This is a genomic window from Streptomyces sp. NPDC127129 (assembly GCF_042671585.1).
GTDB lineage: Bacteria > Actinomycetota > Actinomycetes > Streptomycetales > Streptomycetaceae > Streptomyces.
In genome coordinates this window covers 333,014-352,152 of the sequence record NZ_JBHXTV010000001.1, presented here as the reverse complement: position 1 = coordinate 352,152, position 19,139 = coordinate 333,014, and the positions used below count along the sequence as shown (strand labels likewise).

The 19,139-nt window shown below is 72.7% G+C and carries 19 protein-coding genes and 1 riboswitch; of the genes, 11 read left to right on the top strand and 8 right to left on the bottom strand.

Annotated elements, in window-relative coordinates; translation table 11 throughout:
* Positions 1-15: 15 nt before the first annotated feature.
* A complete protein-coding gene (locus ACFVGW_RS01480) occupies positions 16-828 on the bottom strand; it encodes a tyrosine-protein phosphatase (protein WP_383566746.1) in 813 nt (270 codons plus the stop codon).
* A 361-nt stretch (positions 829-1,189) separates the two neighbouring features.
* A riboswitch (cyclic di-AMP (ydaO/yuaA leader) is annotated at positions 1,190-1,376 on the top strand.
* 4 nt (positions 1,377-1,380) lie between these two features.
* Here ACFVGW_RS01480 and ACFVGW_RS01475 point away from each other — a divergent pair.
* Together ACFVGW_RS01475 and ACFVGW_RS01470 are read left to right on the top strand one after the other, a co-directional pair.
* Positions 1,381-2,325, top strand: a complete 945-nt coding sequence (locus ACFVGW_RS01475) for a peptidoglycan DD-metalloendopeptidase family protein (protein ID WP_385850275.1) — start codon at positions 1,381-1,383, stop codon at positions 2,323-2,325.
* Positions 2,326-2,484: 159 nt separating this feature from the next.
* Positions 2,485-3,297, top strand: coding sequence for an SGNH/GDSL hydrolase family protein (locus ACFVGW_RS01470; RefSeq protein WP_383220049.1), 813 nt, complete (start codon positions 2,485-2,487; stop codon positions 3,295-3,297).
* Here ACFVGW_RS01470 and ACFVGW_RS01465 read toward each other — a convergent pair.
* From ACFVGW_RS01465 to ACFVGW_RS01445, 5 genes are read right to left on the bottom strand one after another with little or no spacing between them, the layout of a single operon-like run.
* Entirely contained in the window at positions 3,284-4,144 is an 861-nt protein-coding gene (locus ACFVGW_RS01465) for an STM4011 family radical SAM protein (RefSeq protein ID WP_385850274.1), read from the bottom strand. The genes ACFVGW_RS01470 and ACFVGW_RS01465 overlap by 14 nt on opposite strands.
* Before the next feature lie 10 nt (positions 4,145-4,154).
* Positions 4,155-5,522, bottom strand: a complete 1,368-nt coding sequence (locus ACFVGW_RS01460) for an STM4012 family radical SAM protein (RefSeq protein ID WP_385850273.1) — start codon at positions 5,520-5,522, stop codon at positions 4,155-4,157.
* Complete coding sequence (locus ACFVGW_RS01455) at positions 5,519-6,340, bottom strand: STM4013/SEN3800 family hydrolase (RefSeq protein ID WP_385850546.1); 822 nt, start codon at positions 6,338-6,340, stop codon at positions 5,519-5,521. The genes ACFVGW_RS01460 and ACFVGW_RS01455 overlap by 4 nt, the downstream gene beginning before the upstream one ends.
* Positions 6,341-6,360: 20 nt before the next feature.
* Positions 6,361-7,653 (bottom strand): STM4014 family protein, encoded by a 1,293-nt coding sequence (locus tag ACFVGW_RS01450; protein ID WP_385850272.1) that lies wholly within the window; start codon positions 7,651-7,653, stop codon positions 6,361-6,363.
* Positions 7,650-8,612 (bottom strand): STM4015 family protein, encoded by a 963-nt coding sequence (locus ACFVGW_RS01445; RefSeq protein ID WP_385850271.1) that lies wholly within the window; start codon positions 8,610-8,612, stop codon positions 7,650-7,652. The genes ACFVGW_RS01450 and ACFVGW_RS01445 overlap by 4 nt, the downstream gene beginning before the upstream one ends.
* 164 nt (positions 8,613-8,776) lie before the next feature.
* Between ACFVGW_RS01445 and ACFVGW_RS01440 the strand changes: the two genes are divergently transcribed.
* From ACFVGW_RS01440 to ACFVGW_RS01430, 3 genes are all read left to right on the top strand, one after another.
* The gene (locus ACFVGW_RS01440; protein WP_352186165.1) at positions 8,777-9,103 is read left to right on the top strand and encodes a hypothetical protein; all 327 of its coding nucleotides are present in this window, start codon (positions 8,777-8,779) and stop codon (positions 9,101-9,103) included.
* 133 nt (positions 9,104-9,236) lie between these two features.
* Complete coding sequence (locus ACFVGW_RS01435) at positions 9,237-10,250, top strand: DUF6745 domain-containing protein (RefSeq protein WP_385850270.1); 1,014 nt, start codon at positions 9,237-9,239, stop codon at positions 10,248-10,250.
* A gap of 120 nt (positions 10,251-10,370) precedes the next feature.
* Positions 10,371-11,186 (top strand): SIMPL domain-containing protein, encoded by an 816-nt coding sequence (locus tag ACFVGW_RS01430; protein WP_385850269.1) that lies wholly within the window; start codon positions 10,371-10,373, stop codon positions 11,184-11,186.
* Positions 11,187-11,347: 161 nt separating this feature from the next.
* Here ACFVGW_RS01430 and ACFVGW_RS01425 read toward each other — a convergent pair whose 3' ends face one another.
* Positions 11,348-12,004, bottom strand: a complete 657-nt coding sequence (locus ACFVGW_RS01425; RefSeq protein ID WP_385850268.1) for a TetR/AcrR family transcriptional regulator — start codon at positions 12,002-12,004, stop codon at positions 11,348-11,350.
* Between the two features lie 80 nt (positions 12,005-12,084).
* Positions 12,085-13,263, bottom strand: coding sequence for a Glu/Leu/Phe/Val dehydrogenase dimerization domain-containing protein (locus tag ACFVGW_RS01420; RefSeq protein WP_385850267.1), 1,179 nt, complete (start codon positions 13,261-13,263; stop codon positions 12,085-12,087).
* A 122-nt stretch (positions 13,264-13,385) separates the two neighbouring features.
* Between ACFVGW_RS01420 and ACFVGW_RS01415 the strand changes: the two genes are divergently transcribed.
* The 6 genes from ACFVGW_RS01415 (at position 13,386) to ACFVGW_RS01390 (ending at position 19,056) form a co-directional block, all read left to right on the top strand.
* Complete coding sequence (locus tag ACFVGW_RS01415) at positions 13,386-14,588, top strand: MBL fold metallo-hydrolase (RefSeq protein ID WP_383308259.1); 1,203 nt, start codon at positions 13,386-13,388, stop codon at positions 14,586-14,588.
* Between the two features lie 584 nt (positions 14,589-15,172).
* Positions 15,173-17,074, top strand: coding sequence for a sensor histidine kinase (locus ACFVGW_RS01410; protein ID WP_385850266.1), 1,902 nt, complete (start codon positions 15,173-15,175; stop codon positions 17,072-17,074).
* A 6-nt stretch (positions 17,075-17,080) separates the two neighbouring features.
* Positions 17,081-17,515: a roadblock/LC7 domain-containing protein gene (locus ACFVGW_RS01405; RefSeq protein ID WP_352186158.1), complete on the top strand. Its 435-nt coding sequence runs from the start codon at positions 17,081-17,083 to the stop codon at positions 17,513-17,515.
* A 2-nt stretch (positions 17,516-17,517) separates the two neighbouring features.
* The gene (locus tag ACFVGW_RS01400) at positions 17,518-17,889 is read left to right on the top strand and encodes a DUF742 domain-containing protein (protein ID WP_352186157.1); all 372 of its coding nucleotides are present in this window, start codon (positions 17,518-17,520) and stop codon (positions 17,887-17,889) included.
* Entirely contained in the window at positions 17,867-18,490 is a 624-nt protein-coding gene (locus tag ACFVGW_RS01395; protein WP_383291450.1) for an ATP/GTP-binding protein, read from the top strand. Before ACFVGW_RS01400 ends, ACFVGW_RS01395 begins: the two co-directional genes overlap by 23 nt.
* Complete coding sequence (locus ACFVGW_RS01390) at positions 18,487-19,056, top strand: GAF domain-containing protein (protein ID WP_385850265.1); 570 nt, start codon at positions 18,487-18,489, stop codon at positions 19,054-19,056. Before ACFVGW_RS01395 ends, ACFVGW_RS01390 begins: the two co-directional genes overlap by 4 nt.
* The last annotated feature ends 83 nt before the right edge of the window (positions 19,057-19,139 follow it).

Below are 19,139 nucleotides of genomic sequence, written 5' to 3'. Positions count from 1 at the left end.
CGGCCGGGGGCCGGGTCACACCTCGACGACGAGACGCTCACGCAGCCGCGCCCGCGTCTCCGGGGCGAGCTTCAGGCCGTCCGTGAGGTAGCCCTCGACCGTCCCCCAGGTCTGCGTCATCGTCTCGAACGCGGCCCGCAGATACTCGACCCGTGCGTCGAAGAGCGGGCTGAGCAGCTCCATCACCTCGGGCGACATGGCGTCCGCGGAGGTGGAGCTGCGCTGCACCTTGTAGCGGCGGTGCGGGTCGTTCGACTTCACGTAGTCGGCCTCGATGGCCTCGTGCTCCACGCCCACCGCGAGCAGGGAGATGGCGATGGAGAGGCCGGCGCGGTCCTTCCCGGCCGCGCAGTGCATCAGCGCCGGGACGCTGTCCTCGGCCATCGCGTGCAGGATGCCGCTGTGCTCCGCCGTCCGCTCGACAATCATCTTCCGGTACGAATCGGACATTCGCGCCGCCGCCTTGCCGTCGCCGAGGATGCCGCGGAGCTGCTCCAGCTCGCCGGTCCTGACCAGCCTCCAGAACTCCTTGCCGTCAGCCGGGTCGTTGAGCGGTATGTTCACGTTCCGCACGCCGGGCAGTTCGACGTCCGGGCCCTCGATCTTGCGGTCGGCCACATTGCGGAAGTCGAAGATCGTGTGCAGCCCGAGGGTGGAGAGGAACGCCGCGTCCTGCTCGGTGGCGTGCGCCAGGTGGCCGCTGCGGAAAAGGCGGCCGAACCGCACCGAACCGCCGTCCACGGTCGGCAGTCCGCCCACGTCCCTGAAGTTGCGCACCCCGGTGAGCTCGGGTTCGGTCGACGGGACCTGCGGCAGCTGCTGCGTCACGAGTGCTCCTGAAGGTTGGCGGATCGGGATCGACTGCTGATCGATTCCTGGGCCAATCATCCCGGGTGACCGGGCCTCCGCCTACCCCCGGGGTATGGGAATGGGTGTTCTGTCCGAATTGGGCCCTTAGGTATAACGCGCCCTGGTTGCAGGGGAGATGGGATTCGGCGCGTGAGCAGCGTCATAGAGGTGACGGACCGTGCCTGATCGTCTTGTGCAATCCCCGTAGCGGAAAAGGAGATCGAGGTCCCGCCCTCCACGGAGGGTGACCGGAATCCGGTGTGAATTTGCATCCCATGATTGCGAACGAAAAGAGGCGGCTTGTTCGCCTCGACCCGCTCGTCTAGCGTCACGCTCAATCCGGTCGGACCCGCCGAATCCTGCCACCGCCCGGAATCCGCACCCACCCACGTACGGCAGGAGCGGGGGACCCAGGTAGTACGCCGTTCCGGTCGTTCCGGACGGCTCGGGGTGAAGCCGCGTGAAAAGCGGCCGGACATCTCCAGTCCGAACCCGACAGCTCACCTCGCAGGCGACGGAGAGGAATTCGCCATGCCCGCAAAGGGTAAGCACCGCCGTCCCAAGGCCAACCCGCTCACGCGTGGATTCGTCGCCGCCGGTACGGGTGGCGCCGTCGTCGCCCTGCCCCTGCTCGGTGCGACCGGCGCTCACGCCGCCGACAAGGCCGCCCCGTCCGTGACGTCCCACCAGGCCGTCGCCTCCGTCGCCGCGACCCCCGCCAAGGCCCCGGCCGCCGGGAAGACCGCCAAGCCGAAGACGTACTCCGTCGTCCGTGGCGACTACCTGTCGAAGATCGCCGCCGAGCACCACCTCGCGGGCGGCTGGAAGAAGCTCTACACGGACAACCGCCAGGTCGTCGGCGAGAACCCGTCGCTGATCCTTCCCGGCATGAAGCTCACCCTCGGCGCCAAGTCGACCGCCAAGGCGGCGCCCAAGGCCGCTCCGAAGAAGGCCCCCAAGGCCGCTCCGAAGGCGGAGAAGCCCTCCTCCGACACGCGCGCCTCCCGCTCCGCCGAGCGTGACCCGGCCGGCACCGCCGCCCCGGCGTCCGCCCCCGCGCAGGCATCCTCCTCCGGCTGGGTCGCCCCCGTCGGCGGCGGCATCTCCACCCCGTACCGCGCCTCCGGCGCCATGTGGTCCTCCGGCTACCACACCGGTGTCGACTTCATCGCCTCCTCCGGCACCTCGGTGAAGGCCGTCGGCGCGGGCACCGTCTACTCCGCGGGCAACAGCGGCTCGTACGGCAACGAGGTCGTCATCCAGCACGCCGACGGCACGTTCTCGCAGTACGCCCATCTCTCCTCCCTGAACGTCTCCGCCGGCCAGACCGTCACCGGTGGCCAGGAGATCGGTCTCTCCGGCTCGACCGGCAACTCCACCGGTCCGCACCTGCACTTCGAGATCCGCACCGGACCCGGCTACGGCTCGGACATCGACCCGCTGGCCTACCTGCGCTCGCACGGCGTCAGCATCTGACGCACCGACAGCACCCGTGGGGGCCCGGCACTTACCAGTGCCGGGCCCCCACGCGCGTATTCCGGCTTGGTGGAATCTTGACCGGTGGCGTATCTCACCCGGCGTCAACCCCTCCTTACGGTCGCGTAGGTCACATCCATAAGGGAAAGATGTGGTCCCGTGGCAGACGATTCGAGAACAAGAGACACGCACGTATTCGGGTCGTACGCGGCGATCGGTGACAGCTTCACCGAGGGCGTGGGAGACCCCGGGCCCGACGGGAAGTACGTCGGGTGGGCGGACCGCTTCGCGGTGCTCCTCGCCGACCGACTGCCGGAGCACGACGCATTCCGTTACGCCAACCTGGCCGTACGCGGCCGCCTGCTGGACCAGATCGTGGAGGAGCAGGTCCCCAGGGCGAAGGAACTCGCCCCCGACCTGGTGACCTTCTGCGCGGGCGGAAACGACATCATCCGCCCCGGCACCGACCCCGACGACGTCGCTGAGCGCTTCGAGCGCGCCGTCGCCGACCTGACGTCCGCCGTCGGCACCGTGATGGTGACGACCGGCTTCGACACCCGCGACGTCCCCGTGCTGAAGCATCTGCGCGGCAAGATCGCCACGTACACGGCCCACGTCCGGTCCATCGCCGACCGCTACGACTGCCCGGTCCTCGACCTCTGGTCGCTCAGGTCGGTGCAGGACAGGCGGGCCTGGGACGACGACCGGCTGCACCTCTCGCCCGAGGGCCACACCCGGGTCGCGCTGCGCGCCGCCCAGGTCCTCGGCCTGGACGTGCCGGCCGACCCGGACCAGCCCTGGCCGCCGCTCCCGCCGCGCGGCACGCTCGAGGTGCGCCGCGACGACATCAACTGGGCCAGGGAGTACCTCGTGCCGTGGATCGGCCGGCGGCTGCGGGGCGAGAGCTCGGGCGACCACGTGGCGGCCAAGCGCCCCGATCTCATGCCGCTCGGAGACCTCATGCCCCTCTGAGCAGGGCGGGTGCCGGTATCCGCTCCAGAACGCCGCCGGCGAACACGTCGTACAGCGGCAGCGTCTCCAGATGGACATAGCCGATGTGGCAGTCGCAGACGGAGAGCGGGCAGGCGCGCGGGCGCAGGGCAGCGCGGTACGAGCCGTCGTACAGATTGCCCAGCTCGGCCTTGACGAAGTGGCAGCGGCGCACCGTCCCGTCACCGTCCACCGAGATCACCGACTCACCGGTCCGGCAGGGGAGACCGGCTGAGGGGTGCGGCCGGCGGCTGTACGGGAAGAGGGGGTCGAGGGCCGTCCAGGCCCCGGCCTCCTCGTCGGTGTACGTGAGCCCCTCGGCCGCGTTCACCCAGAGGTAGACCTCGGGCGGGAGCTCGTCCCGCAGCCGCCGGGCGTGCTCCCGGTGCTCGGGCAGACCGACGATCCCGACGCTGAAGCGCGTACCCCGGGCGGTCAGCTCGCGGCACTTGGCGAGGAAGCGGTCGTACGGCGTCTGCCCCGGGTGGTACGTGCACCAGAGCGCCAGCGTGCCGGGGTCGGCCTCCGCCAGCCATTCGGTGCGACAGCTCAGATTGGTCTGGATCGCGACCCGCTCGATGTGCGGGAGGTGCGACAGCTCGACGAGCGTCCGCCGGTACCAGGACCGGACGAGGCCCTCGCCCCACGGGGTGAAGAGGATCCTGAGCCGGTCGCCGGTCTGCGCCGCGGCCCAGGCCGAGAACCGCTCCAGCGCCGCCCGGTCGGCGCGGAGCTGCTCGCGGCTGTCACGACGCTTGGCGAAGGGGCAGTAGGGACAGTCGTAGTCGCAGGAGGAGAGCGGGCCCCGGTAGAGGAGGGTCAGGTCCATGCCGGTACCCCTACCTCGGCTCGTAGGCGGCCATCGCCGCCCGGACGGCAGGGGAGAACAGCGCCGGTCCGAGCGCGTCCGAGTGGGCGAGACCCTCGGGGGAGAGCCGCAGCAGACCGGCGGGGGCCGTCGCGTCCAGCCAGCCGAGCGCCTCGAACCGGCGCAGCTCGGCGGGGAAGTCCGCGAACGGAGAGGTGCCGAACCTTTCCTCGTAGCCGGCCGTGGCCATGCCCCGGGCCTGGAGGAGGGACTGGAGCAGATGGCGGCGGCGCGCCTCGTCCGCGTCGACCCACCGGCCCACCCGCGCCCGGGTGAAGTCCGCCGTCTCGGTGTAGGCGTCCACGATCGAGCGGATCTCCCTCATGTCGACCGCGTAGTCGAAGGAGTGGTGCAGCGAAGAGGTGTACGAGCGAGCCCCGCAGCCCAGGCCGATCATCCCGTCCGTCTGGCAGGCGTAGTCGTCGGCACCCTGCGGCGGGGCGTCGGTGCGCCGGAACATCCGCATCGACTCCTGTGCGTAGCCCCGCGCGAGCAGATGGTCCCGGCCGTGTCGGTACAGCCGCAGCCGCTGCTCGTCCCAGTCCCGGTCGGCGTTCGGGGAGAGCCGGCCGAGGCCGGTGAGCGGACGCACGTAGAGCGGGTAGAGGTACAGCTCCTCGGGCGCCCAGGCGAGCGCCGCGTCGAGGGAGCGGGTCCAGGACTCCACGGTCTGGCCGTCGATGCCGTAGATCAGATCGATGTTCAGGACGGGGACGCCGGTGTCCCGGATCCGGGCGAGCGCGGCCTCGACATCGGCGCGGCGCTGGGGCCGCACGGCCGCGCGCGCCTCGGCCTCCACGAAGCTCTGCACACCGATGCTGATCCGGGTGGCCCCCCTCGCGGCCAGGACCGCGAGCCGGTCGGCGGTCGCCGTCGAGGGCGAGGTCTCGACGGAGAGCGGGACGGCGCGCAGGTCGGCCCCCATCCGCTTCTCGGCGATGTCGCAGAGCCGCTCCAGCTCGTCGGCGCTGAGGAACGTCGGCGTCCCACCGCCGAAGGCGGCCGTGGCGAACCGGACCGGTGCGCCGTCCCCGAGCGCCTCGCGGACGGCGGTCGCCTGCCGGTCGAGCGCGTCGAGATAGCGGGTCGTCAGCTCGTCCGGGGCGCCGATGCGGGTGAAGAGGTTGCAGAAGCCGCAGCGGACCTCGCAGAAAGGGATGTGGGCGTAGAGGGAGAGCGCGTCCTTCGGCTCGTCACGCCAGAGCTCGGCGAGCGAGGGCGCGGGGTCCGGGAGCGGACGGTACGCCGTCTTGTGCGGGTAGGCGTAGACGTAACTCTCGTACGGGCGTGGGAGGTCGAGTGTCTCGGAGGTCTCGTGCGCCCCGGTCTCCTCGGTCATGCGGCCGCCTCCCGCTGCGGGCCGTCCACGACGAAGTGGGCGTACGGCACGGTCCAGACGACCTCGTGACCGAGCCGGTGACCGGAGAAGCCGTCCTCCCCGTACGCGGTGCCGTGGTCCGAGCAGACGATCGCGAAGCAGGGGCGGCGGCTGCTCATGGCCGTGAGAAGCCGGCCGATGTGCCGGTCGACGTACTCCAGCGCCGCCGCGTGCGAGTCGCGGGTGTCCCCGGACTCCCGCGTCGCGTCCGGGAGGTGGAACCAGTTGGGCTGGTGCAGAGCGGAGACGTTGAGGAAGAGGAAGAGGCGCTGCTCGGGCGGGAGCCCGGCGACGATCTCCTCCGCTCTGGTCACCTGGGACGCGAAGGAGGTGGGGGAGGTGACCCCGAACTCGGGCTCCCAGTGGCTCTCCTGGAAGAGGCCGGGCAGTACGGAGCCGAGCGGGCCCTGCCCGTTGAAGAAGCCCACGCCGCCGACGCACACCGTGCGGTAGCCCTCCGCGGCCAGGCCGGAGACCAGGTCGGGGGTGTCGTGGACGAACGTGCCGTCGGCGGTGCTCTCGCTGCCCGCGAACCGCGCCGCGAAGAGGCGGGGGTGCGGGCCCTGGGAGGCCGGGGTCGGCAGGAAGCCCGCGAAGATCGCCTGGTGGGAGGCGTACGTGAAGCTGCCGGGGGCGTGCCGGCGCTCCCAGCGTCCACCGGGGAGGTGCCGGGCCAGGTTCGGGATCCGGCCGGCGGCGGCCAGCTCGGCGGCCACGTCGTACCGGAGGGTGTCGAGCGTGACCAGGAGCAGATCGTGGCTGCCCACGATCTTGTTCATGTCGGGTGGGTGCTGCTGGTTCACGTGGTGCTCGATCCTGTGGTGCCGGTAGTGCTAGTGGTGTCTGTGGTGTCTGTGGTGTCTGTGGTGTCTGGCGCGTCTGAGGTGTCTGTGGTGCGGGTGACGACTGCTGTGCCGGCGGGCGTTCGGGCGGGAGTTCGGGCGGGCCTTCCTCGGAGGAGCGCCGCGACCTGGGCGGCGTAGGTGTCCTGGCCCTCCGCGCCGCTGCCCGGCAGGCCGGTGAGCCCGGGGAGGAGATCCCCGAAGGCGTTGACCTCGCCGACGGCGAAGCGCCGCCAGCCGACGGCCGGCAGCAGATCGACGCCGACGCACCGCATACCAGGGAAGGCGTCGGCGGCGGCCTCGCACACCCCGAGCGCGTCCGCCCACCGGCCGCCCGCGGCCGAGACCGCCGCGCGCACGGCGCCCAGATCGCCCCTGGTGCCGCCGAGATGGAGGTTGGTCATCGGGGAGCGGCTGGTCCGGACGACCGCGTGCGTGGCGCGCCCGTCGATCACCACCACCCGCAGGTCGGCCACCCGGCCGCCCTGCGCCGCCTTCGGCAGCCAGCGCTCGATGTGCAGCCCGTCGGGGGCGAGCGCGTCGACGATCGCGGCGACCTCGCGCTCCGTCGTGTAGCGCCGTACCCGGAGGGAGTTGAAGAGGTGTCCCTCGGGGCCACGTTCCACGGACGTGGTGGCCTGGACCCGGCCGGCGCCGTTCGTCTCCACGGCCAGGACCCCGGAGGCGGACGAGCCGTGGGCGAGCTTCACGAACGCACGGCGCAGCCCGGCCGCGGCCATCAGGGAACGGACGTCCGTCCAGCCCCGTACGGGAGGGGCGGCCGCCCCGGACGTCGGTGAGTCCGGCACCGGCACCCCGGCCCGCAGCAGCCGGGCATGGGCGAGCCGCTTGTCGAACAGCACCGCCGGCTCCGCGGGATCGTCGACGAGGAACGCCCCGGCGGCGCCCACGTTCCGCGCGAGCCGTGCCGTAGCCTCCGTGAACGCCGTGTACCAGCGGCCCGTGCCCTCGACCCGGGTCGGATCGTCCGTACCGCGCAACAGCCGGTCGACGTCCGGGTCCTCGCCGGGTGACTCCAGCCGTACCGTCTCGCCCGGCTGGAACCGCGCCCCGCCCCGCAGCACGTCGAGCCAGGGCTCGACCCGTGCCTCGGGCAGCCCGGCGGCCCGCACCGCGTCGCGGAAGAAGGTGACCCGGCGGTTGGCCGGGTTGCCGACGACGACGAGGCGCGGGTGCGCGAGGGCCGGTTCCCCGGCGGGCGGCTGCCCGGGGGGCGGGGAGTGGGTCATTCGGCGACCGCGACGTACCGGAAGACCTCGCCGTCGCCGTCGTCCTCGGGCTCCTGCGCGTCGCCGACGTCGACCGTCACCCCGTACGGCGTGAGGGTGTCGACGATCCGCTCGCTCATCTTCTCCGACAGGTAGTGGTGCGAGAGGTCGAGGTGCGTGAGATGGGTCAGCGGCTGGCCCACGAGCAGCGCCTCGGCCCCCTCGTCGGTGAGCGTGCCCATCGACAGGTCGAGGCTGTCGAGACGGGCGACGACGGGGGCGCCGGCGACCGCGGCGGCGATCTCGTCCTGGATCACGCTGTTGCGGAGCCCGAGACGGCGCAGGGCGGGGAACCCGGTGCCGGCGAGCAGCGGTTCCAGATCGGAGACCGAGGAGTCACCGCCGTACTCGTCCGTGCCGAGCCACAGCTCCAGCTTCTCCAGGGCGGGCAGGTCGCTGCCCGCGATGCCGCGGACGACCTCGGCGCCGAGACCGCCCGACTCCACCACGAGCGTGGTCAGCGAGGCGTGCCGGACCGTCGGGAAGCGGAGCTCCGTGCCCCCGCGCACACCGAACTCCCGCAGCCGGGGATAGGCGGCGAGCAGAGGCGAGACGTCGGACTGCTGGATCCACGAGATCTCGCAGTCCTCGAAGGTCATGTCCCCCAGGAACAGTGCCTCCAGGCCGGAGAGCCGGTCGCCCGCCGCCTCGACGAGCCGAGCGACGATCGCGGCGGACGACGTGTCGTACGCCTCGTCCCAGCCGCCGACGATCAGCGCGCGGACCCGGTTCGTGTCGACCTCCGCCAGGAAGCGGTCGAAGAACCGCTCCCACTGGTCGTCGTCCGAATCGCAGTACGTCGATCCGGAGACGCGCCAGGCCACGGAGGCCGCGTCGGGCAGCTCGACGGCGGTGTCACGATCCGGGAAGTGGAACACGGGCAGCCCGTGAAACTCCTGAATGTATCCCGAAATGGTCATGAGTGCTCCAGACACCGGACGGCGTTGATCGGCTGACGCGAGCAGTTGTACCAAGCCGCACCGACAACTCCGCGCCGGGGGCGCCGGAAGGCCGTTGTCAGTGGCTGCCTCTAGCGTCGAATGCGTGGTGGACACGTGGCGTGTCCACCACGGAGGGGAGAGCCATGTACCGGCAGGGAGACGTACTGATCGTGCCCGTCGCGGAGAGCGCGGTGCCCGACCACGTGAAGGACGCGGCGGGGGAGCCGAGAGACGCGCGGGGCCGGCTGGTCCTGGCGCTCGGCGAGGTCACCGGGCATGCCCACGCGGTCCCGGGGCCCGGCCGACTGGTCGCCGAGCCGGGCCCTTTCGGCCCCTTGGTGCTCGAACTGCCCTCGGGAGGGCGGGTGGTGCACGAGGAGCACGCCCCGATCCCGCTGCCCAAGGGCTGGTACCGGGTGGTGCGCCAGCGGGAGTACACACCGGGCGCGTACCGGATCGTCGCCGACTGACACGGCGGCGCGGATACCGAGAAGTCGTCGCGAACAACCGTCGTGAAGCAACCGTCGTGAAGCAGCCGCCGCGAAGAAGCAGTCGCGAAGAAGCAGTCGAGAAGAACCAGTCGCGCAGGAACAAGGGGGAGAGATGAACGGGACAACCACGGCGGTGGACAGGTGGCGGGCCGTCGCGGCGGCCACCGGGGCGGCCGACCGTCCGGCGGCCGAGGCCGGGGTACGGCACGCGTACCGCACGGCCGGCCTCGCCGCCCCGGAACGGATCGTCTGGGCGGACTCGCCCCGGGAGGCCGTCGCGCTCCTCCGTGAACTGCCCGACGCCGGGCGCTCGGTGCGCGACGAGGTCCGGACGCGGCCCTGGGCGGAGGAGCGCCGGCGGATCCACGACGAGCTCGGCCCTCGTGGCTGGACCGCGCTGTGGACCAGTACCGGCGCCCGGCTCTGGGACGCGTCGCGGACGCTCGCCGACCGCATACGGTCCGCCGTCGTGGACGATCTGGCCGGGACGTCCGTCGAGGCCGCCTCCGTACGCATGGTCCTGCTCGACGCCGTCCTCGGCCAGCAGGACGCGGCCTGGCTCGCCGCCTTCGACGGCCGGGGCGAGCGGCTCGCGGGGCTCGCCGAGGTGGCCGCGCACGCGGGCTGGTGGTGGCCGTACGAGAGGGTCGCCGTGGTGTGCGAGCGGCCGGAGGAACTGCACCGGGACGAGGCCGGGCGCCTGGACCGCGGTGACGGCCCCGCGCTCGCCTTCCGCGACGGCTTCGCGCTCTACGCCTGGCGCGGCATGGCGGTCCCCGAGGAGTTCCTCGCCGGACTGGGCGGGCTCACCCCCGAGCGGATACGTGCCGAGGAGAACGCCGAACTGCGGCGCGTGATGCTCGAGTACTACGGCTACGAGCGCTACCTCGCGGAGTCGGGGGCCGTCCCCGTGGGCCGGGACGAAGCGGGTGTGCTCTGGCGCATCGAGCTCGTGGACGACGAGGACGTGGTCATGGTCGAGGTGGTCAACGCGACCCCGGAACCGGACGGCACGTTCCGTACCTACTGGCTGCGCGTGCCGCCCGGGACGACGTCCGCGCGCGAGGGCGTCGCGTGGACCTTCGGGCTGGACGCGACGGCGTACGAACCGGTGGTGCAGACCTGACGGACGGCGACAGACCTGAGCGGGTGACCGGACAGGAGTGGCGCGCGGGCGGGGGTGGTGGAGGGTGCTGGGATGGGCGGCGCCGGGGCTGTCCGGCAAACACCGCCGAAGGGACCGCCCGTGACGACCGGTCATCACCACCGCTTCCGTACCCCTGTCCGCACCCGTCTCCTCCGCCGCGCCACGGCAGCCGGCGTCGTGCTCGGCGCGCTCGCGCTCGCCGGTGCCGGGCCCGCGCTCGCGGTGGCCCCCGTGGCCGGCCCTGCCGCGGCGGCCGTCGGAGCCCCTGCGCCCGCCCCTGCCGCGGCTCCGGCTCCGGCGACCCTCACCGTGACCGGGACCGGGCGGGCCGGCGCCGCCCCCGACATCGCGGTGATCTCGGTGGCGGTCGAGGCGCGGGCCAAGACCGGTGAGGAGGCGATGGCGGCCCAGAGCCGTGCGGCGGAGGCGCTGTTCGCCGCGCTGCGGAAGCAGTCCGTCGCGGACCGGGACATCCGCACCGAGAGCATCTCCCTGTTCCCGGTCTACACCCAGGCCGCCAACGGGGAGAGCAGGGTCTCCGGCTACCAGGCCTCGCAGAGTGTCTCGGCGACGGTCCGGGACGTCGACAGGACGGGCCAGGTCGTCGGGGCCGTCACCAAGGCGACCGGGGACGCGGGCCGGGTGGACGGAGTGACCTTCGACGTCGCGGACCCGGCCGCGCTGCGAGCCAGGGCCCGCGAGCTCGCCCACAAGGACGCCCAGGACAAGGCCGCCCAGCACGCCCGGCTGAGCGGCCACCGGCTCGGCCGGCTGGTGTCGATCACCGAGACGGACAGCGGCCGCCCCAGTGCCGGAGCCGCCCCCGAGGCATCCGCCGACGCCTCGGGAGTCCCGCTGGCCCCCGGCGAGATCGAGGAGCAGGTGACGGTCACGGCCGTGTACGAGCTCCTCTGAACCTGCTGGGACGGGGAAGCCGGTCGACGCCTGGCCGGGCTGAGCTTGGGACCAAGCCGGGCCGGACCAAGCCGGGCCGGACCAAGCCGGGCCGGACCAAGCCGGGCCGGACCAAGCCGGGCCGGGACGGCGGCCTCACATCCGGGCCAATCCGGGCCGAGCTACGCCGGCGGCCTGTCGCCCGGGCTGTCCAGCGCGGGCTGACGGGGGCCCGTTTCGTCGAGGGAGGGCAGGCCGAGTTCCCTGGCCAGGGCGGCGTCGGCCCACTCCAGCATCGCGGCGCGGGAGAGCGATCCGGCGTACGACGTCATCTGCACGGCGAGCCCGTCCAGGAAGGCGGTCAGCCGCCACGCCGCGGCCGCGGGGTCGGGGCACGGGAACTCTCCTGCCGCCGCGCCCTCACCGATGACCCGTGTCAGGGCGGCCTTCCACTGCTGGTCGAGCGCCCCGGCGACCTCGCGCAGGGCCGGTTCGCGCAGGCACGCCGCCCAGCCCTCGATCCAGAGCCGCCAGCCCTTGGCCTGCCCGGTCGGGGCGTACCACCGCACGGCCGCCCGCAGCCGGCGCAGGGCGCTGGTCCGCCGCTCCAGGAGCCGGCGCAGGTGGGCGAGGTCGCCCTCGGCGGCGTACGCGAACGCCTCCGCGACGAGCTTCTCCTTCGTCGAGAAGTGGTAGAGCACGAGCGCGTTGCTGACCCCGAGGGCGGACGCGACATCGGCGATCCGTACGGCGGCCACGCCTCGCGCCTCGATCTGCTCGACGGCAGCGCGGAGCAGCTCTTCACGCCTCTCCGCCACGCTCAACCGCACTCTCGTCACGCCGGTCAGCCTACACACGCGCGCCCCCCGATCATGATCATCTTCTCGGCGCGCAAGACGGCCGTGCGGGGGTTCGCGGGTCAGTAGCAGCCGTACCGCTCCGCGATCTCCGGCAGCCGCTCCTCGACCAGCGCGTGCGCCGCGGCGCGCGGGGTGATGCCGTCCGCCTCCGCGCGGTCCAGCATCCGGCCGACCAGGGCGCGCATGGCCGCGCGGATGTGCGCGAACGCGCCGTCCGCGTCGGCGCCGATGTCGCCGAAGAGGGTCCACCACCACCAGGCGTTGGTCGCGGAATTGACGACCACGTCGGGCAGGACGGTGACTCCGCGCCCGGTGAGCAGCACCTCCGCCTCCGGCAGGACGGGCATGTTGGCCGCCTCGACGATCCAGCGCGCCCGGATCCCCTCCACCGCAGCGCTGTCGATCGCGTACGACACGGCGGCCGGGACCAGGACCTCTGCGTCGACCGCGAGCCACGCCTCGCCCGGCCGCTCCGTGTCGCCCGGCCGCAGGGCACTGCGGTCCACGGTCCCGTACGGGTCGCGTGCCGCGAGCAGGGCTTCGACGTCCAGGCCGTCGGGGTTGACGATCGTGCCCCGCACGTCGGCGACGGCCACGACGGCGAGCCCCGATCGGGAGAGGAAGCGCGCGGTGGCCCCGCCCATGGTCCCGAAGCCCTGGACGGAGACCCGGGTGCCCTCGTACGGCCGGCCCGCCCGGTCCAGGGCCACGAGGACGGACTCCGCGACCCCGCAGCCGCCCACCAGCTCGTCGAGGCCGATGCCCTCGACCTCGGCCTCGAAGGCGTCGGCAAGCCTCCGCCGGGCCTGCGCCTCGTCGTCCAGGAGCGGATAGACGGCCTGGATCGAGGAGACCAGCCCGGCCTCGGCCGCGGCCCGGTCGACCAGGTCCTGGGTCAGGCCGAGGTCCTCGCCGGTGGTCCAGAAGCGTTCGATGCAGGGGCGCATCGCCCGCAGGTACCGGACCAGGACGCCGTACGCCTCGGGCGAGCGCGGATCGCAGTCGATGCCGCCCTTGGCGCCGCCCAGCGGAATGTACCGGCTGCTCGGGTCGTAGTGCAGGGCCTCCTTCATGCTCATGCCCCGCGCCAGTCCGGCCACCTCGTCCAGAGTGCAGCCCTCACGCATCCGCAGGCCCCCGCTGGCCACACCGCGAACCAGCCGGTCGACCACCAGATGCCCCCGCCGCCCGGTGACGTGGTCCGACCAGGTGATGGACAACAGAGGAGGGGTGCTCATGGGCGTTCTCCGAGGTGAGAGGGGGTGTACTACTGAACGGCGGTTCAGTATGACGCATTCGGCACGGCCGGGAGCCGCGCGGGCCGCCCATAATGGAACGACCCCGACCACCAGGAGGACCCGTGACCGGCACCGGCTCCGACCATTCGCTGCGGGCCAGGCTGCGCGCCCTGCGGCCCGAGGCCTTCGGCGCCGACCCGGCAGGGGAGCGCCTCGAGCGCATCCGCCGTTCGCCGAACTTCGCGAACGGCGTCTTCCAGAACCCCGTGGCCGCGCGGACCAGGCCCAGCGGGTCGACGATCGAGTTCGCGAAGGTCTACTTCGACAAGGAGGCGCGGACGCACCGTGCCCCCTCCGGCACGATCCCCGTCCACGCCACCACGCTGGCCGACCTCGCGAAGCCCCCGGTCTCGGGCCTCCGGATCACCTGGATGGGCCACTCCAGCGTGCTCGCGGAGATCGACGGCCGCCGGGTCCTCTTCGACCCCGTCTGGGGCGACCGCTGCTCGCCCTTCGCCTTCGCCGGACCGAAGCGCCTGCACCCCGTGCCGGTGCCGCTCGCCGCGCTGGGCCCGGTCGACGTGGTCGTGATCTCCCACGACCACTACGACCACCTCGACCTGCCCACGATCAAGGCGCTCGCCTCCACGGACACCGTCTTCGCCGTGCCGCTCGGCGTCGGCGCCCACCTGGAACGCTGGGGCGTGCCGGCCTCGCGTCTGCGGGAACTGGACTGGAACGAGTCCACCGAGGTCGGCGACCTCCTGCTGACCGCGACACCCGCCCGTCACTTCTGCGGCCGAGGCCTCCGCAACACCCAGCACACCCTCTGGGCCTCCTGGGTCGTCACGGGCCCCGAGCACCGCGTCTACCACAGCGGCGACACGGGATACTTCCCCGGCTTCGCGGAGATCGGCGCCGCGCACGGCCCCTTCGACGCGACGATGATCCAGATCGGCGCGTACAGCGAGTACTGGCCGGACATCCACATGACCCCGGCCGAGGGCGTCCAGGCCCACCTCGACCTCCAGGGCGGGCGCCCGCACGGGGTGCTCCTGCCGATCCACTGGGGCACGTTCAACCTGGCCCCGCACGCGTGGGCGGAGCCGGGGGAGTGGACGGGCGACGCCGGCGAGGATCTCGGCCAGGCGGTCGCGTCCCCGCGCCCGGGCGAACCGTTCGAGCCGTCCGGAACGCTCCCCGTGGACCCCTGGTGGCGCGCGGTGTCGCAGCCGATCGCCCGCCCCTGGCGCCGCCCGGACCGCGTCGAGCCGGCCCCGGTCGAGAAGCGGGGAAACGACCTCGACCTCGCAGGCGACCGCTGACGCCAGGCGCCACGTCGCTTTCCCGCCGAGCGCGGCCGCGGTCCTCGGCCTGACGGCCCGCGGGGAGTACCGCCATTTTCAGCCCTTCCCGGGGACAAGGCGGAGGGCCGCCTGCACCTGGTCCGGGTATGCGTCCGGCCGCGGTCGCCGGCTCCCGCGCGCACGGCGTCGGTGCGAACGCGAATGCGGAAATCCGCTGATCGCCCGCCGGGCCGGTGTGTGGGGTGCCCCGTGCCGGGCGGGGGAGGGTGCGGTCGGGCGCGCGTGCGAGAGCCCGTAGGCGGATTCCGGTCACGGGCGGGTTTCACCGAGGGTGGCGGCCTGTATACGGCTCCGCCCGGCCCCGCCCTCCTCCGTTCCCCCGCCCCGCACGCCCCCGTCGGGATCCGGCCAAGGGTTCTCGGCCTGTCGTGCGAAGGGTGATAGCAGAGTGGGTCCCCTCTGCGGGGAACTTTGCCAACTGCGCATCGCACATGAATGGTTGACGTCTAGAGTGGGTGGTTGGTGATCATCGGTAGGCTCATCCGACCCACGTAGTACACCCCCGTAGTACGCCGACTCCTGGGCACGTACCAAGGACACTCATGTCTCAACTTCGCGCACCCGCCGCGCGGTCCGAACGCCGCGAAGGCGGACGGCACGGCCGGTCAGGCGCTCGTTCCGCTTCCGGTGCGGGGGCTCCCAACCCCGCGCAGCAGCCCGCGCCGCTCCCGCCGGAAGCCCGCATACGCTCCCAACTCCTTCGCACCTCCGTGCTTCCCGCCGTCGCGGTCGCACTCGGCGGCGCCGCCGCCGTCATCTTCACCGTCCGCTCCACCGGAGCCGGTCCGACCCCCGGCCTCTGGGCCGCGCTGACCGGCGCGGCCGCCCTCACGGTCGCCTCCGTGACCGCGGCCGCGCTCGGGGCCGACCGGGCGGCCAAGTCCGTTCTCGACCGCTGCAACGCCCTGCGGCGCTCCAGCGCCCGCGGCCAGAGCGAACTGCGGACGATCGTCGAGCAGTTACGACGCGGCGAAGGTGCCCCGGCCCGCCCGGCCACCCCGCCCGCCGCCTCCTCCTCCGGCGACGAGTTCGACCTGCTCGCCCAGGAGCTCTCCCGCTCCCACGAGGCCGCCGTGGCCGCCGTGGTGCAGGCCTCCCGGCTCTCCAGCAGCGTCGGCAACGAGCAGAAGGTCGAGGTCTTCGTCAACCTCGCCCGGCGCCTTCAGTCCCTCGTGCACCGCGAGATCCAGCTCCTGGACGAGCTGGAGAACGAGGTCGAGGACCCGGAGCTGCTCAAGGGCCTGTTCCACGTCGACCACCTGGCCACCCGCATCCGCCGCCACGCGGAGAACCTCGCCGTGCTGGGTGGCGCCATCTCCCGCCGCCAGTGGTCGAACCCGGTCACGATGACCGAGGTGCTGCGCTCCTCGATCGCCGAGGTCGAGCAGTACCCGCGCGTGAAGCTGGTGCCGCCGATCGACGGCACGCTCCGTGGCCACGCCGTGGCCGACGTCATCCACCTCCTGGCCGAACTCGTCGAGAACGCGACGCTGTTCTCCGCACCGCACACCACCGTGCTGCTGCGGGCCCAGTACGTCACCGCGGGCCTGGCCATCGAGGTCGAGGACCGCGGCCTCGGCATGCCGGTCACCGAGCAGAACAAGATGAACGCGCTCCTCGCCGACCCCGACCAGGTGAACGTGGCCCACCTGCTCCAGGACGGCCGCATCGGACTCTTCGTGGTCTCCGCGCTCGCCCGGCGCCACGGCATCGCGGTACGCCTCCAGTCCAACATCTACGGCGGTATCCAGGCCGTTCTCGTGCTCCCGCAGGGTCTCCTCGGCGCCGACCCCGAGGGGCTCGCGCGCAGCGAGGGCCAGGCGGCCGCCGTGGCCGCGGGCACGGCGGCCGTACAGCCTCCCCAGATGCAGCGGGCCCCCCAGCAGGCCCAGCAGCACGCCCCCCAGCCACTCCCGCAGCCGGTCCACCAGCACATCCCTCAGCCCGGGCCGCAGCACGCTCCCCAGCCTCCCGCCCGCCCCGTCCACCCGGCGCCCGCAGCCGCACCCGCACCCGCACCCGGTCCCGTACCGGCGTCACCGGCGGCTCCGCCCTCCGGCCCCGTACCGCCTCCCGTGCGTACGCCCGGACAGTCACTCCCGCACGTGCCCGTACGCACCCCGGCGCACGCTCCCGAGCCCCCGGCCGCCGAACCGACCTACCGCCCCCTGACCTACACCAGCTCCGCCCCCGCCGTCCCGCTCCAGCAGGCGGAGGCCGCCGAGCGCGCTCAGCCGCCGGGCCGCCCCCTGCTCCCCAAGCGGCGCGCCCAGGAGCACCTGGTCCCGCAACTGCGTGACGAGCCCGTGGCCCGCCAGCCCGAGGAGCACGCCCTGCACGACCCCGGTCTGATGGCCGCCTTCCAGCGCGGCATCGGACTCGCCGAAGCCCAGCCCGCACCCCACCAAGAAGCGCTGCGTCCCGATGACGCGCACAAGGAGTAGATCACCATGGCGAGCAATGTGCCGAGCGGCCATTCCTCGGATCTCGACTGGCTGCTGAGCGGCCTGGTCCAGCGGGTCCCGTACACCCGGAACGCGGTACTGCTCTCCTCCGACGGCCTCGTGAAGTCGGTTCACGGCCTCGACACCGACGCCGCCGACCACATGGCCGCGCTGGCCTCCGGGCTGTACTCGCTCGGCCGCAGCGCCGGCGCGCGGTTCGGCGACGGCGGCGAGGTCCGGCAGGTGGTCGTCGAGCTCGACTCCACGCTGCTGTTCGTCTCCACAGCCGGCTCCGGCACGTGTCTGGCGGTCCTCGCCGGGCGCGAGGCGGACGCCGCCGTCCTCGGCTACGAGATGGCGATGCTCGTCAAGAGCGTGCGGCCGTATCTCGTCACTCCCGCCAGACAGGCCGCGGGCGCGGCGGGCATCACAAGGCAGTGAGCGTGGCGTCCTCACAGGAGGGGCCCTGGCTCGACGACGCGGCGGGCCGGCTGATCCGTCCGTACACCGTGAGCGGAGGCCGGACCCGACCGACGACCGCGCTGGACCTCCTCTCCATGGTGATGGCGACCGGCTCCTCCCCCCAGCCGCACATGGGTCCCGAACACAGCCTCGCCCTCGGACTGTGCGCCGGACCCACCTCGGTGGCGGAGATCGCGGCGCACTTACGGTTACCGGCCGTCGTCACCAAGGTCCTGCTCTCCGATCTCGTGGACTGCGGGGCGCTCACCGCCCGCGCTCCCCGCTTCCACGCCAACCCAACCGACCGTTCCTTGCTGGAGGCAGTGCTCGATGGCCTACGACAACGGCTCTGAGCGCCACGAGAGTGCCGCGGCCGACCCGTTCCCCACCGCGCTCAAGATCCTGGTGGCGGGCGGCTTCGGCGTGGGCAAGACGACCTTCGTGGGCGCGGTCAGCGAGATCGAACCGCTGAGCACCGAAGAGCTGCTGACCCAGGTCAGCGCGGCGACGGACAGCCTGGAGGGCGTGGAGTCCAAGACCACGACCACGGTCGCGATGGACTTCGGACGCATCACCCTCGACGACAGGAACGTGCTGTACCTCTTCGGCACCCCGGGCCAGGAACGGTTCTGGTTCATGTGGGACGAGCTCTCCGAGGGCGCCCTCGGAGCGGTCGTCCTCGCCGACACCCGCCGCCTGCAGGACTGCTTCTCCGCCGTCGACTTCTTCGAGCGGCGGGGGATCGGATTCGTCGTGGCGGTCAACGAGTTCGACGGTGCGTTCCGCTACGACCCGGACGAGGTGCGGGCGGCGCTCGACCTCAACCCCGAGGTGCCGGTCGTGCTCTGCGACGCCCGGATCTCCAGCGCCGGCATCCGCACCCTTCTCGTTCTCGTCCAGCATCTGCTCACCACCATCCCGGCCCCCGTGCCGAGCTACGGAGCACCGTCATGACCTACGACCCGACCGGTCATCTGCTGCTGACCCCCGTCGACCGGGATGCGCCCGCCCGTGTGCGCCGACTGCGCGAGCTGGGCATCGGGGAGCGGCCGGAGCAGGCGTTCGACGAGTTCGCCCACCGGCTCGCGGAGGTGACCGGCGCCCCGTACTCGATGGTCAACTTCATCGACGAGAACCGGCAGTTCTTCGCCGGGCTGCACACCCCTGCCGGCACCCACACGGGCAGCGACCTGGGAGCCGCGGCGGCCGGTGGCGACGTCGGCCGGTACATGGCGCGCGACCACGGGTACTGCCCGCACGTGGTGGTGCGCCGCAAGGCCCTCGTCCTGGAGGACGTCTGCGACTACCCGCGGTTCGCCGGGAACCCGGTGGTGGACGAGATCGGCATCCGCTCGTACATGGGCGCGCCGCTGATCGACCGTACCGGAATAGCGCTGGGCACGATCTGCGTGGTCGACACGGACGTACGGCCGTGGGGCCGCGCCGGTCTGGAGAAGATCAAGGCGCTCGCGGCGGAGCTGGTGGAGCAGATCCACCGCCGCGAGGACGGGCTGATCTGACCCGCCCGGACGGATCTCCCGCTCCGGCGGGACCCGTGCCGACGGACCCGCGTACGGGACCGTCATGGGTGCGCCCCGGGACG